Origin of the sequence: Paragemmobacter straminiformis, from assembly GCF_014243445.1 — a bacterium.
Classification (GTDB): domain Bacteria; phylum Pseudomonadota; class Alphaproteobacteria; order Rhodobacterales; family Rhodobacteraceae; genus Paragemmobacter; species Paragemmobacter straminiformis.
In genome coordinates this window covers 829020-842499 of record NZ_JACLQD010000001.1, presented here as the reverse complement: position 1 = coordinate 842499, position 13480 = coordinate 829020, and the positions used below count along the sequence as shown (strand labels likewise).

The window sequence follows — 13480 nt, the reverse complement described above, 5'->3', positions numbered from 1 at the left end:
ACAGAGGCGCGGAAGATGCAAGCGGGGTAACGGGTGAAAGGGCAGGGCGGGGGGCCGTCTGCCCCCCGAGGCGCGGCAGGCCGCGCCTTCCCCCCGAGGATATTTGGACGAGTATGAAAGCGCGGTCAGTTGGCGGGGAGGGATTTCAGCAGGGCGAGGACTTCGGGGCCGAGGACGGCGACCACCTTGGCCACGCCGTCCTTGTTGGGGTGGATGCCATCGGCTTGCAGCCAGGGTTGCATGGCGGCGGGGTCCTCGCTTCCCCCGGTGAGCGGGGCGAAGAAGGGTTGGGCAAGGGTTGCGCCGTGGGCGGCGGCAAGGTCGGGGTAGATCGCGTCGAAGGCGGTCTTGTAGCCGGCGCCGAAATTGCCGGGGGCGACCATCGGGACGAGCAGGGTGGGCAGGTTGCGGGATTGCGTTTCGGTCAGGATGCCGTCGAGATTGGCGCGGGTCTCGGACGGGTCGATGCCGCGCAGAAGGTCGTTGCCGCCGAGGGTGACGATGATGGCATCGACATCGGGCGTCAGCGTCCATGCGATGCGCGAAAGCCCTCCGGCGGTGGTATCGCCCGAGACGCCTGCGTTGAGGACCGTGACATCGGCGCCTTGGGCGGTGAGCCATGCCTGCAATTGCGGGACAAGCCCGTCACCCTCGGGCAGGCCGTAGCCCTGGGTCAGGCTGTCGCCAAAGGCCACGAGGGTGAGCGGTTCGGCCTGTGCCATGCTTGCTGCGGTCGCCCCCGCGATGGCCGCAAACGCAAACGTGACGTTGCGGATCGCGCGGGCCGCGCCATATCTGGGGGAAGGCATAGGGGCAGATTGCATGACGGATACCGTTCTGGCGCTGAAGGATGCGCGGTTGACCTTGGCGGGAAATGCGGGGCCGGTCGAGATACTCAAGGGCATATCACTGGAAGTTCATGCCGGCGAGACCGTCGGGCTGGTCGGGCCGAGCGGGTCGGGCAAGTCGTCGCTTCTGATGCTGATGGGGGGACTCGAACGGGCCACGGGCGGCAGCGTGGTGGCGCTGGGGCAGGATATGACCGCGCTGGACGAGGATGCGCTGGCGCGGTTCAGGCGGGGGCGGATGGGGGTGGTGTTCCAGTCGTTCCACCTGATCCCGACGATGACCGCGCTTGAGAATGTCGCCGTGCCGCTTGAGTTGATGGGCGTGGCCGATGCCTTCGCGCGGGCCGAGGCCGAGTTGCGGGCCGTGGGTCTGGGCGCAAGGATGGACCATTATCCGAGCCAGATGTCGGGGGGCGAGCAGCAGCGCGTGGCGCTGGCGCGGGCGGCGGCACCGCGGCCGGCGATCCTGCTGGCGGACGAGCCGACGGGGAACCTCGATGGCGTGAACGGGGCCGCGATCATGGAGTTGCTGTTCGGGTTGCGCGACCGGCACGGGGCGACGCTTGTGCTTGTGACCCATGCGCCCGAGCTTGCCGCGCGCTGCGACCGGGTGGTGCATCTGGCCGACGGGCGCGTCGCATGAGCCTTGCATGGCGTCTGGCGCGGCGCGAATTGCGCGGGGGATTGCGCGGGTTCCGGGTGTTTCTGGCCTGTCTTGCGCTGGGAGTTGCCGCGATTGCCGCCGTGGGGCTGGTGCGGGCGTCCATCGGGGCGGGGTTGCAGGAGCAGGGCGCGGTTCTGCTGGGCGGGGACGCGCAGCTTGAATTCACCTATCGCTTCGCCGCACCCGAGGAGCGGGCGTGGATGGAGGCGCAGGCCGAGGCCGTGTCGGAGATCGTCGATTTCCGGTCGATGGCCGTGGTGGGCGAGGATTCGGCGCTGACGCAGGTAAAGGCCGTCGACAGTGCCTATCCGCTGGTCGGTGCCGTGACGCTTGAGGCCGGAACGCTGGCCGGGGCATTGGCAGATGCGGGCGGCCTGCCCGGGGCCGCGATGGACAAGGTGCTAGTGGAACGGCTGGGGCTGGCCCTTGGCGACCGTTTCAGCCTTGGCACGCGGGTCTTTCGCCTTGGGGCCGTGCTGCTGCGCGAGCCGGATTCGGCCACGGGCGGCTTTTCGCTGGGGCCGCGCACCATCGTTCTGACCAAGGCGCTCGACGGGTCGGGGTTGCTGGCGCCCGGCTCGCTTTACGAGACGCAATACCGGCTGCGGCTGGCACCCGGGGCGCGCTTGCCCGCCTTGAAGCGCGAGGCCGAGGCGGCCTTTGCCGACAAGGGGATGCGCTGGGCCGACCGGAGCCGAGCGGCACCGGGGGTGGAGCGGTTCGTGGACCGGATGGGGGCGTTCCTTGTCCTTGTGGGCATCGCGGGGCTGGCGGTGGGCGGCGTGGGCGTGCAGGCGGCGGTTCGGGCCTATCTTGACGGCAAGACGGCGACCATCGCCACGCTCAAGACGCTGGGCGCCGAGGGGCGGCTGATCTTTCGCATCTACCTGTTGCAGGTGGCGGTTCTGGCGGGGCTTGGCGTGGCGCTGGGGCTTGGCCTTGGCGCGGGGGCGGTGCTGGCCTTTGGCGGGGTGATCGAAGCCTCGCTGCCCTTCCCTGCCGATGTGGGGCTATACCCGATGCCGCTGGTCGAGGCGGCGTTCTACGGTCTGGTCACCGCCTTCCTGTTCACGCTCTGGCCGCTTGCGCGGGTCGAGCGGTTGCGGGCGGCGGCGCTGTATCGGGGGGCGGTGCAGTCGCGGCGGGTGGCGGGCAAGCGTGTTGTCGGGATCGTGGCGCTGGCGGCGCTGCTGCTGGGCGGGGCGGTCTGGTTTTCGGGCAACTGGAAGCTGACGCTGGGTGCCGCGGCGGGCGTGCTGGGGGCGCTGGCGGTGCTGTGGCTTGCAGCTTGGGGCCTGCGGCATGGCGCGCGCTGGGCGGCGAGGCGCGGGTTTGCGCGGGGCAGGCCGGGGCTGCGGCTGGCCTTGGCGGCCATCGGCGGGCCACGTGCCGAGGCGTCCTCGGTCGTGCTTTCGCTGGGCTTGGGGCTGTCGGTGCTGGCGGCGGTGGGGCAGATCGACGCGAACCTCCGGTCGGCCATCGCGACCGATCTGCCGACACGGGCGCCCGCGTTCTTTTTCGTCGATATCCAGCCCGACCAGATCGAGGCCTTCCTTGCCCGCGTGCAAGGCGATGCGCTGGTGACCAAGGTGGAAAGCGCGCCGATGCTGCGCGGGGTGCTGACGCAGATCAACGGACGGCCCGCGAAAGAGGTGGCGGGCGAGCATTGGGTGGTGCGCGGGGATCGCGGCATCACCTATTCCGAGGAACCGCAGGCCAATGCCAAGGTCGTGGCGGGCAAGTGGTGGCCAAAGGATTACACCGGCCCCGCGCAGGTGTCCTTTGCGGCGGAAGAGGCCGAAGAGATCGGGTTGAAGATCGGGGACAGCCTTGTCGTCAACGTGCTGGGGCGGGACATTCCGGCGACGATCACCAGTTTCCGGCAGGTGGATTTCTCAAGCGCCGGAATGGGCTTTGTGATGACGATGAACCCCGCCGCGTTGCAAGGCGCGCCGCATACATGGATTGCCACGGTCTATGCGCCGCAAGAGGCCGAAGCGCCGCTTCTGCGCGACATCACCAAGGCCATGCCCAATGTCACCGCCATCCGCATCCGCGACGCCATCGGCCGCGTGACCGAGGCCCTTTCGGCCATTGCCACGGCAACCGCATGGGCGGCGGCGGCGACCTTGCTGACGGGTTTCGTGGTGCTGATCGGCGCGGCGGCGGCCGGAGAGCCTGCGCGGGTCTACGAGGCGGCGGTGATGAAGACGCTGGGGGCGACGCGGCGCGGCATCCTTGGTTCATTCGCGCTGCGTTCGGCCCTGATGGGGGCCGCGGCGGGCGCGGTGGCGATCCTTGCGGGGGGAATGGCGGGATGGGCGGTGATGGTCTGGGTGATGGAGGCGAAATATGCCTTTGAACCCCTGTCGGCCATTGCCATCGTGGCGGGTGGCGTGCTGGCCACGACCGTTGCGGGGCTTTTGTTCGCGCTGCGCCCGCTTGCGGCGCGTCCGGCGCAGGTGCTGCGGGGGCAGGAGTAGCGCGGAATTTGGCGCAAATTCCGCGACGATTTCCGCACGCGGAAATCGGGGGGCATCTGCGGCCCGCTTGGTCGCGGGGACCGGAATTTGCGCCAAATTCCGGGCCGGCTTCTGCGTCAGAAACCGTTCAGGCGATCAGGGTTTTCAGCACGGCGAGGGCGGCCATGCCATCCTCGTCCGCGGGGTCGATGGTCACCACGACCTCGCGCACCATTCCGAATTTCGGCGCGGCCTTGGCTGTCAGGGTCAGTGTGAACCCCGCCTCGGCATGGGCCACGCTTTCGATGGCGTCATCGGCGCCGAAGATGTCGTCGGACACCTCGACATAGATCGCTTTCGGCGCAGCGCCTTTCCTGCCCTCGAACAGCACATAGCCGTCTTCGGGGTCTTCGGTCGCGGCAAAGCCCACGGCGATGCTGTCACCCTCGCTGTCGCTCCAGAAGGCCCGCGCCTTGATCTCGATATCGGCCATGATGTCCCCGCCTGTGTCGCGCCCCCTTTAGCGCGGGGCAGGCGTCATGTCCACTTGGCCACGGGCGGCAGGCTCATCAGCACGGCGTTGGCGTCATGTCCGGTTTCCAGACCGAACTTGGTGCCGCGGTCGTAGACGAGGTTGTATTCGGCATAAAGCCCGCGGTGGACAAGCTGCGCCTCGCGGTCGGCCTCGGTCCATGTCGTGCCGACGCGCTTTTCGGTCAGCGGCACGAAGGCGGGCAGGAAATGCGCGCCCACGTCGCGGGTAAAGGCAAAGTCGGCCTCCCAGTCGCCGGTGTTCAGGTCATCGTAGAAGATGCCGCCCACGCCGCGCGCGCGGCCACGGTGGGGGACGAAGAAATACTCGTCGGCCCAGGCCTTGAACCTGGGAAAATAGGCAGGGTCGTGGGCGTCGCAGGCTTCCTGCATCTGGCCGTGGAAATGGGCGGTGTCTTCGGCATATTCGATGCAGGGGTTGAGGTCCGCGCCCCCGCCGAACCACCAGGCGTGCGGGGTCCAGAACATGCGGGTGTTCATATGCACGGCGGGGCAATGCGGGTTGACCATATGGGCCACAAGGCTGATGCCCGATGCCCAGAAACGCGGGTCCTTGTCCATTCCCGGAACGCCGCGCGCAGCCATCGCCTTTTGCGCGCGTTCGCCAAGGGTGCCATGCACTTCCGAGACGTTGACGCCGATCTTCTCGAACACGCGGCCGCCGCGCATCACGCTCATCAACCCGCCGCCGCCATCGGCGCGGGTCGTGGGGGTCACCTCGAACCGGCCGGGGGTGCCGGTGCCGTAACGGTCCTCGAGGTCTTCGAACGAGGCGACGATCCGGTCGCGCAATGTCCGGAACCAAGCGGCGGCTTCGGCCTTGCGCGCATCGAACGGGTCACTCATCGCTGTCTCCTTGGGTTTACACCCCAATGCCTAGCAAATGGAACAAGCCGCGCCAACATGGCATTTGGCATCACCGCGCGATGGGCTTAGAACGGGCGCGTGCCATTCCACGGAAAGGGTTTCCCCATGCGCCGCCTTGCCCTCTCGCTGTCGATCCTGCCGCTTCTTGCCGCCTGCGGCACGCCGCAAGAGCAGTGCATCAACCGCAATACGCGCGACTTGCGCACGGTCGAGAAGCTGGTTTCCGAGGTGCAGGGAAATCTGGACCGCGGCTATGCCTACGAGGAATATATCGTCACCGTTCCGGTCTGGAAGGAATGCGTCGTCCCCTCGCGCGACCCTGCGGTTGCCAACACCACGCGCCCCTGCCTCGAGGACGAGGTCGAGACCCGCACGCGGCCCGTGGCCATCGACCTGAACGCCGAGCGGGCCAAGCTTGAAAGCCTTTACACCAAGCGCGACCAGCTTTCCCGCGAGGCGCAATCGGTCATCGCGCAATGCAAGGCGCAATATCCCGAGAGTTAATGCGCAGGGACCGCGACCCCGTCGACAAGGCCGCGCCCGCCGTCGACCGTAAGCACCTGCCCCGTCATGAAGCCCGAGGCGTCTGAGGCGAGGAAATGCACCGCTTCGGCAACCTCGTCGGCGGCGGCGATGCGGCCGAGCGGGGTGCCCGCCTCGATCACGCCGCGCCAGTCGCCCTCGTCCCTCAGGGCGGCCTGCAAGCTGGCACTCATCACCGAACCGAAGGAGACGGCGTTGACGCGGATGCCCTTGGGGGCCAGCGCCACGGCGAGCGAGCGGGTCATCTGCTCGACGGCGGCGCAACTGATCGAATAGCCCAGAAGCGCCGGTTGCGTGCGCGTCGCGGCAAGCGAGGACAGGTTGATGATCGAGCCGATGATCGGGGCGGCCCCGTCCCCGTCGGACGGTGACTTTCCGGCCTTGGCGATCATGCGTTTCGCCGTCATCTGCGACAGGCGCAGCGCGGTCATCAGGTTCTGGTCAAGCAGGGACTCGACGCAATCCTTTTCGGGGTCGAGCGCGTCCGAGACCGAAAACTGGCGGCTGGCGTTGACCAGAACGTCGACGCGGTCGAAGGCGTCGATGGTGGCCGACAGCAGGTTGGCGATGGTCAGCCGTTCGCGCAGGTCGCCCGCGAACATGCGCACCGGGCCCTCGGCGCGAGACCCGGCCCCGACTTCCTCTTCGAGACGGTCCTCGTCGATGTCGGCGAACATCACATTCGCGCCCTTGTCGACAAGGTGGCGGGCGATGGCGAGGCCGATGCCATTCGCGGCCCCTGTGACGATGGCGGTCTTGCCGGCGATGGAAAAGGACATCGGATAACCCCTGTGTCAGCGCGTCCGCAGCGGCAAGGCGGCGCGGGTCAGCCGGTAGGCCGAAGAACCGCCGATTTCGGTGACATCGCGGAACAGCGTGGTCAGCGTGCGATCATAGGGCAGGTGGCGGTTCGCGACCAGCCAAAGCACGCCCTGCGGCGAAAGGTTGCGCGCCGCCGCCGCAAGGAAGGCCACGCCCAAGGCAGGGTCCGCCCCGCGCCCGGTGTGGAAGGGCGGGTTCATGACGATATGGTCAAGCATGCGCGGCGCCTTCCACGTGGTCGCATCGGCCCAGTGAAAGGCCGCGCGCTCGTCGGTGACGTTGAGACGGGCGCAGTCCAGCGCCTCGGCCTCGGCCTCGACCAGATGGCAGGATTTCACCCCCGCCCGCGACAGCACCACGCGCGACAGATACCCCCAGCCCGCGCCGAGGTCGGCCACATGGCCCTTGAGGTCGGCCGGCAAGGCGGCGGCAAGCACGGCCGAACCGGGGTCGATGCCATCGGCGGAAAAGACGCCCGGAACCGTGGTGAACCCGTCGACCTGCGCGGGCCGCGCCGCCCAGTCGGCAAGGTTGTCACCCGCCGGAAAGACGGCAAGCTTGCCGTGGGCCTTCGACAGAGACTCGGACAGGGCGACACGGGCGCGCAGGTCTTTCAGGACGGCGTCGATGCCATCGGTCTTTTGCCCGTCGACCGTGACGGGGCCGCCTGCCGTGACGATCTGCGCCGCCTCGGCCAGAAGGGCGCGGGCATGGGCCTTGGCGCGGGGCAGGCAGACGATCGCGGCGGCAAAGGTCCCCTCGGCGCGGGGGGCTGTGGGATAGCCACGGGCGGCGAACCAGTCGTGATCGGGGCGGAAACCGGTGATGACCTGAAGCCGCTCGCGCGGCAGGTCGTGCAACTCGTCGCCGATCCGCGGACGCAGGACGGCGATGCGCCCCTCGGCCGGAAGGGACAGAAGACCGGAGGCAAGGGCTTGTTCGAGGCGTGCGCTGCGCATGGGGGGCCGCAGAAGGCGGCCTGTCCTTTCGTTGGGCTTCGGGCCGCCATCCATACAGCCAGAGGCGGCGCGGGCCAAGCCCTTCGGGCAGCGGGCAGGTCGGGCCCCGTGATCCTGCCCCGTGATCCTGCCCATTGACCCTGCCCCGTGACCCTGCCGTTTCAGCCTTGCCCAAATACTCGGGTCCCGCGCTGCGGCGCTGCGCGCAACGGCTGGCGTGGTGCCCGCATCCGGCGGTGAAAGGTGAGTATTTGGGCAAGGATGAACGGGGGCGCAAGGCCCCTTTCCGCTGCGGTTTCGCTGCGCAGCAAATGTTTTTTATCAATAGGTTGCGCTTCGGGTGCGGCGCGGAATTTTCGCAGAAAATTCGTGGTCGTTCAGTTGGTGAGCAAGCTGTAGCTGGCGTCCCTGTCGCTGCGGTTGGTGACGGTGACGGTCACTTCGGCGTTGTCGGTCAGGGCAAAGGTGCAAAGCGCGCGTCCCTCGGGGCCGGTGTCGAGGCAGAGCGCGGTCTTCTTGTCGAGCGCGACCGCGAGGTCGAGGTTCGCCTTGCCATCGCCAAGCAATCCGACTTCGGCCACGGACCCGCCGAAGAAGGGCAAGGTATAGACCTGCGCCGCACCCGCCGCGATGCCGCGCGTGCTGCGGATCAGGCTGCGGGCGGGAAGGCGCGCCGCCTCGGCCGCGCTGCGGGCGACGAGATCGACAAGGGCCTCGTCCTCGGCGGCGAGGGCCTTTGCGGCGGTGAACATGGTTCCGGAATCGGGATGGCTGGGCGGCACGGCTTCGCCCGCGGGGTCGGGAAGGCGGTCGGTATCGGTTGCCACGATGGTCGCGGCAAGGCGGGCGGCGGCAAGCACGGCAAGCGGGTCTTTGCGGGCGCGGCCCAAGGCGAAGAGGTCTTGCGCCGCCATGAATTGCGACACGGCACCCGCATTGGCGTCGCCCGGTCCGGCGGCGGCTTCGGTTGCGGCGGGTGCAGGGGTGGCCTGCGTCTCGGCGCCGGCGGAGGGGGCAAGGGCTGTCGCGGCAAGGAGGAGGGAGGCAAGCAAGCGCATCGGGAATCGGCCTTTCGCTGGGCGTGACCTTTGCATCCTGCGGACGGCGGGGGCAAGAGAAGGCGGCACCATGCGGGGTGCCGCCCCTTTCGCAATCGCGCCCTTTGCGGTTAGGTGGTCGCAACAGGAGACAGACATGCAGACCCGCGACATTCTTGGCCATCTGATCGGTTTCGATACGGTCAGCCACCGCCCGAACATGGCCCTGATGGACTTTGTGCGCGACCTTTTGGGGCAGGCGGGCATCGCATCGGTCCTGATCCCCGATGCGGGCGGCGGCAAGGCGAACCTCTACGCCACGGTCGGCCCCGGGGGCGCGGGCGGCGTCATGCTGTCCGGCCATACCGATGTGGTGCCCGTCGAAGGCCAGGCATGGACCCATCCGCCGTTCGAACTGACCGAGGCGGGGGGCCGCTATTACGGGCGGGGCACCGCCGACATGAAGGGTTTCGTCGCCTGCGCCATCGCGGCGATGATCGATGCCGCGCGGCGTCCGCTACGGGTGCCGCTGCATCTGGCGCTGTCCTATGACGAAGAGATCGGCTGCATGGGCGTGCGGTCGCTGGTCGATATGCTGGCCTCGGCCCCGGTGCGCCCGCGCTTTTGCATCGTGGGCGAGCCTACGGGGATGCAGGTTGCCACGGGACACAAGGGCAAGGTGGCGCTGCGGGCGACCTGTCAGGGCCGCGAGGGCCATTCGGCGCTGGCCCCGCTGGCGCTGAACGCCTTGCATCTGGCGGCGGATTTCGTGGGCGTCGTGCGGTCGGTGCAGGCGCGGGTGGCGGCCGAAGGGATGAAGGACGCCGATTACGACGTTGCCTATTCCACACTGCATGTGGGCAAGCTGAACGGCGGGGTGCAGGTCAACATCGTGCCGAACCAGGCGGTGGTGGACTGGGAAATCCGCTCGCTTGCGGGCGAGGATGTCGCAGGGCTGATCGCCGAGGTCGAGGCGGGGGCCGCCGCCATCGTCGCCCCGCTGCATGAGGCCTTTCCCGAGGCGGCGATACGGGTCGAGCGGCTGTGGGATTACCCCGGTCTCGGCACGCCCGTGCAGGCCGAGGTGGTGAATTTCGTGAAATCCCTCACCGGGGCCAATGGCACGATCAAGGTGGCCTTCGGCACCGAAGGCGGGCTGTTCGATGCCCGTCTGGGGATTCCCACGGTGATCTGCGGGCCGGGGTCGATGGCGCAGGGGCACAAGCCCGACGAATATGTGAGCGTGGAACAGATGGAGCGTTGCGGGGCGATGCTGGCAGAGCTTGTCGCGCGGCTGGAGGCGGGGATCTGATGGCGGTCAAGCTGAACGGTCTGCTCGACATCTTCGCGCTTGGCTTCGACGATATCATCGATGTCCGCGCCCCTGCCGAATGGGCCGAGGACCATGTGCCCGGTGCCATCTCGCTTCCGGTGCTGGATGATGACGAACGCGCGAGGGTCGGGACGATCTACAAGCAGGTTGCCCCCTTTGCCGCCCGCAAGATCGGGGCGGCGCTGGTGGCCAAGAACGCGGCGCGGCATCTGGAAGGGCCGCTGGCCGACAAGCCGGGGGGGTGGCGGCCGCTTGTCTATTGCTGGCGCGGGGGGCAGAGGTCGGGTTCTTTCGCCTCGATCCTGAGCCAGATCGGCTGGCGGGTCGAGATCATCGAGGGCGGCTACAAGAGCTGGCGGCATCTGGTTGTCGATTCGCTTTACGACGCGCCCTTTCCCTGCCCCGTCGTCGTGCTTGACGGGAATACCGGCAGCGCCAAGACCGAGGTTCTCAACCTGTTGCCGGAACGCGGTGTGCAGGTGATCGACCTTGAAGGCATGGCGAACCATCGCGGCTCGCTGTTCGGGCATATGGGCGACCAGCCGAGCCAGAAGGCCTTCGAGGGCCGGCTTGCCGTTGCGCTGGCGCGGCTTGATCCGTCGCGTCCCGTGGTGATCGAGGCGGAAAGCTCGAAGGTGGGCGAGGTGCGTCTGCCGCCGAAACTGTGGCGGGCGATGGTGGCGGCGCCGCGCATCTCGATCGAGGCCACGCGGGCGGCGCGGGCGCAGTATCTTGTCACCGCCTATGCCGATCTTGTGGCCGATCCGGCGCGGCTTGATGCGGTGCTTGGCGCGCTGCGCCATGCCCATGCGGCGGCGCTTGTGGCCGAATGGCGGGCGATGGCGGCGGCGGGGCGGTTCGTCGAACTGGCCGACGGGTTGATGGAGCATCATTACGACCCGCGCTACGGCAAGCACCGGGCGCGGATGGAGGTGCCGCTGACCGAGGTGCCGGTGGGGGCCCTGACCGATCTGGGCGCGATTGCCGATCAGGTCGCGGCAGCGGTGAAGGGCTGAGGGCGAAAGGGGGCATTCTGCCCCCTCGGGCCGTGCCGGCCCTCACCCCCGAGGATATTTGGGGCAAGAGGAAGCCGACAGGATCAGAGCGCGGTGATATGCGGCGCGCCGGCCGTGACATGGCCGATGATCGCCGCCGTTTCGCCCGCGTCGCGCAGCGCCTGAAGCAGGGATTGCGCGGTGTCTGCGGGAACGGCGGCCAGCAGCGGGCCTGCGGTTTGCGGGTCTGCGAGCAGCGTTGTCACGGGGCCGTGCGGCGCGGTCATACGCCAGTCGGTCGCGGCGCGGTTGGCGGGGGCGAGGGAGCTTGCCTGCCCCGCAGCGGCAAGGGCTGAGGCCCCGTGCAGCAGGGGAATCGCGGCAAGCTCGATCCGGGCCGCGACCTGCGAGGCGTCGAGCATTTCGAGAAGATGCCCCGCAAGGCCGAAACCGGTGATGTCGGTCATGGCGTGCGCATGGGGGGCGAGGATCGCCGCGGCCCCCGCCTGCGGGCGCGACATCGAGGCATAGGCGGCCTGAACGGCCTGCCCGAGGATCAGCCCGTCGATCCGCGCAAGTGCCATGTCGGCGGCGAGGATGGTGCCCGTGCCGATGGCTTTGGTCAGGATGAGCGCATCGCCCGGCCGTGCCCCCGCCTTGGTGATCGGGGTTTCGGCAAGGCCGGTCAGGGTGAAGCCGATGGTCAGCTCGGCCCCGATGGTGGTGTGCCCGCCGACGATGTCGGCCCCCGCCGCGCGCAGGATGGCGGCGGCTTCCTCCATGATTTCGGCCAGCGTTTCCGCCTGCATCCTTGCCCCCATCCGCGGCAGGGTCACCTGTGCGAGGGCGGCTTGCGGCGCGGCCCCCATCGCCCAGATGTCGCCAAGCGCATGGATCGCGGTGATGCGGGCCATGAGGCGCGGGTCGCCGCAGGTGGCGCGCAGGTGGTCGGTGGTGATGACCTGTTTTCCGGCACCGTGGGTCAGGATCGCGGCGTCGTCGCCTGCCCCCGCAAGCACATCGGCGCGGGCCGGTGCGGGCAGGTGCGACAACGCCTCGGACAGGGCCATTGCCCCCACCTTTGCCCCGCAGCCGCCGCACAGGGGTTTTTCGCCAAGCGCCTCGGCCAGACCTGCCACGGGATGGGCGGGAAGCGGGCGGGGCATGGCGGGGTAATCGGCGAATTTCGCCATGAACTTGGCGTCGATCCGGTCCTTTAGCCGCCAAAGCCATCCGGCCCCGCCGCCCAGACCGAACTTGTCGGCCAGCGCCCGTTTGCCGCCAAGCGAGACAAGCTTGAGATAGTCGCGCTGGGGACGGAAGGCTTGCAAGGGTTGCCCCGTCAGCACCGCGCGCAGGTTGTGGTTCAGCACCGGGGCCGCGCGCACGGCATAGACGCCCGCCTTGGGGCGCGGCGCAAAGCCGAGATGCGCGCAATCGCCCGCCGCGAAGATCGCGGGGTCCGAGGATTGCAGCGCGGGCGAGACGGTGACGAACCCCTCGTGCAAGTCCAGTCCGGTTGCGGCAAGCCAGCCCTGCGGGCGGGCGCCGGCCACGGTCAGGGTGAAATCCGAGGGAAGGGTGCGGCCATCGGACAGGGTGACCGCGCCTGCCGTGATGGTGGCGGGGCTTGCCCCTTCGATCAGCGCGATCCCCTGCGCGGCCAGTTGCGCCAGAAGCGTCGACCGGGCGGCGGCACCGATATGGGGCAGCGCAGGCCCCCGGCTCAGCAGGGTGATCTGCGGCACGGCCCCCGCCGCGCGCAGACGGTGGGCCGAGGCCAGCGCCAGCTCGACGCCGCCCACGCCCGCACCGATGATGACAAGACGCGGCGCGGGCAGACGCCGTTCGACGAAAGCCTCCCACCGTTCGGCATAGGTGCCGAGCGGCTTGGCCGAGGTCGCGTGCAAGGCATAGCCCGGCACATCGGGAAGGTCGGAGGCGATGCCGATGTCGATGGAGCAAAGGTCATAGGCCAGCGGTGCGCGCCCCGCCAGAAGCACGCGCTTGCCCGCCCGGTCGATCCCCGTGGCGCGGTCGAGGATCACCCGTGCGCCCGCGAAACGTGCGAGGCGGACAAGGTCGATCATCATCTCGGCCTTGGTGTAATGCCCCGCGATATGGCCGGGCAGCATGCCCGTATAGGGGGCGGCCGGATCGGGGTTGATGACGGTCAGCCGCACCCCCGGCAGCGGGTCCATCGCGAACATCCGCAAGACGAGCGCATGGGTATGCCCGCCGCCGATCAGCACGACATCCTGAACGAGGGGCAGCGGTTCGATCATCTTCGGGCTTTCATTCTGGCAGACATGACCCGCGCGGCGCGACAGGCGCGAACCGGCGGTGCGCGGGGGGCGGCCCCCGCCCCGCAACCTTAAAGCCCGCGCCGCGGAATGGC

At 68.8% G+C, this 13480-nt stretch carries 12 protein-coding genes; 5 read left to right on the top strand and 7 right to left on the bottom strand.

Annotation, left to right across the window (positions count from 1 at the left end):
- Nucleotides 1–125: 125 nt before the first annotated feature.
- Nucleotides 126–809: an arylesterase gene (locus tag H7F16_RS03895; protein ID WP_185796216.1), complete on the bottom strand. Its 684-nt coding sequence runs from the start codon at nt 807–809 to the stop codon at nt 126–128.
- Nucleotides 810–822: 13 nt separating this feature from the next.
- On the opposite strand from H7F16_RS03895, the gene H7F16_RS03890 reads away from it, so the two are divergent.
- Nucleotides 823–1491: an ABC transporter ATP-binding protein gene (locus tag H7F16_RS03890; RefSeq protein ID WP_185796215.1), complete on the top strand. Its 669-nt coding sequence runs from the start codon at nt 823–825 to the stop codon at nt 1489–1491.
- The gene (locus tag H7F16_RS03885) at nt 1488–3995 is read left to right on the top strand and encodes an ABC transporter permease (protein ID WP_185796214.1); all 2508 of its coding nucleotides are present in this window, start codon (nt 1488–1490) and stop codon (nt 3993–3995) included. Before H7F16_RS03890 ends, H7F16_RS03885 begins: the two co-directional genes overlap by 4 nt.
- A 127-nt stretch (nt 3996–4122) precedes the next feature.
- On the opposite strand, the gene H7F16_RS03880 is transcribed toward H7F16_RS03885, so the two are convergent.
- Both H7F16_RS03880 and hemF read right to left on the bottom strand, forming a co-directional pair.
- The gene (locus H7F16_RS03880; RefSeq protein ID WP_185796213.1) at nt 4123–4467 is read right to left on the bottom strand and encodes a hypothetical protein; all 345 of its coding nucleotides are present in this window, start codon (nt 4465–4467) and stop codon (nt 4123–4125) included.
- Between the two features lie 44 nt (nt 4468–4511).
- Nucleotides 4512–5372, bottom strand: a complete 861-nt coding sequence (gene hemF, locus H7F16_RS03875; RefSeq protein WP_185796212.1) for an oxygen-dependent coproporphyrinogen oxidase — start codon at nt 5370–5372, stop codon at nt 4512–4514.
- Between the two features lie 126 nt (nt 5373–5498).
- Here hemF and H7F16_RS03870 point away from each other — a divergent pair, with 126 nt between their 5' ends.
- Nucleotides 5499–5897 carry a hypothetical protein gene (locus H7F16_RS03870; protein ID WP_185796211.1) on the top strand — a complete coding sequence of 133 codons (399 nt, stop codon included), beginning with the start codon at nt 5499–5501 and terminating at the stop codon, nt 5895–5897.
- On the opposite strand, the gene H7F16_RS03865 is transcribed toward H7F16_RS03870, so the two are convergent.
- From H7F16_RS03865 to H7F16_RS03855, 3 genes are all read right to left on the bottom strand, one after another.
- The gene (locus tag H7F16_RS03865; RefSeq protein WP_185796210.1) at nt 5894–6715 is read right to left on the bottom strand and encodes an SDR family NAD(P)-dependent oxidoreductase; all 822 of its coding nucleotides are present in this window, start codon (nt 6713–6715) and stop codon (nt 5894–5896) included. The genes H7F16_RS03870 and H7F16_RS03865 overlap by 4 nt on opposite strands.
- A gap of 15 nt (nt 6716–6730) precedes the next feature.
- Nucleotides 6731–7717: a class I SAM-dependent methyltransferase gene (locus tag H7F16_RS03860; RefSeq protein ID WP_185796209.1), complete on the bottom strand. Its 987-nt coding sequence runs from the start codon at nt 7715–7717 to the stop codon at nt 6731–6733.
- A gap of 377 nt (nt 7718–8094) precedes the next feature.
- The gene (locus tag H7F16_RS03855; protein ID WP_185796208.1) at nt 8095–8775 is read right to left on the bottom strand and encodes a hypothetical protein; all 681 of its coding nucleotides are present in this window, start codon (nt 8773–8775) and stop codon (nt 8095–8097) included.
- Nucleotides 8776–8911: 136 nt separating this feature from the next.
- Between H7F16_RS03855 and argE the strand changes: the two genes are divergently transcribed.
- Nucleotides 8912–10066 (top strand): acetylornithine deacetylase, encoded by a 1155-nt coding sequence (gene argE, locus H7F16_RS03850; RefSeq protein ID WP_185796207.1) that lies wholly within the window; start codon nt 8912–8914, stop codon nt 10064–10066.
- A complete protein-coding gene (mnmH, locus tag H7F16_RS03845) occupies nt 10066–11103 on the top strand; it encodes a tRNA 2-selenouridine(34) synthase MnmH (protein ID WP_185796206.1) in 1038 nt (345 codons plus the stop codon). Before argE ends, mnmH begins: the two co-directional genes overlap by 1 nt.
- An 83-nt stretch (nt 11104–11186) precedes the next feature.
- On the opposite strand, the gene selD is transcribed toward mnmH, so the two are convergent.
- Nucleotides 11187–13367: a selenide, water dikinase SelD gene (selD, locus tag H7F16_RS03840; RefSeq protein WP_185796205.1), complete on the bottom strand. Its 2181-nt coding sequence runs from the start codon at nt 13365–13367 to the stop codon at nt 11187–11189.
- Nucleotides 13368–13480: the final 113 nt, after the last annotated feature.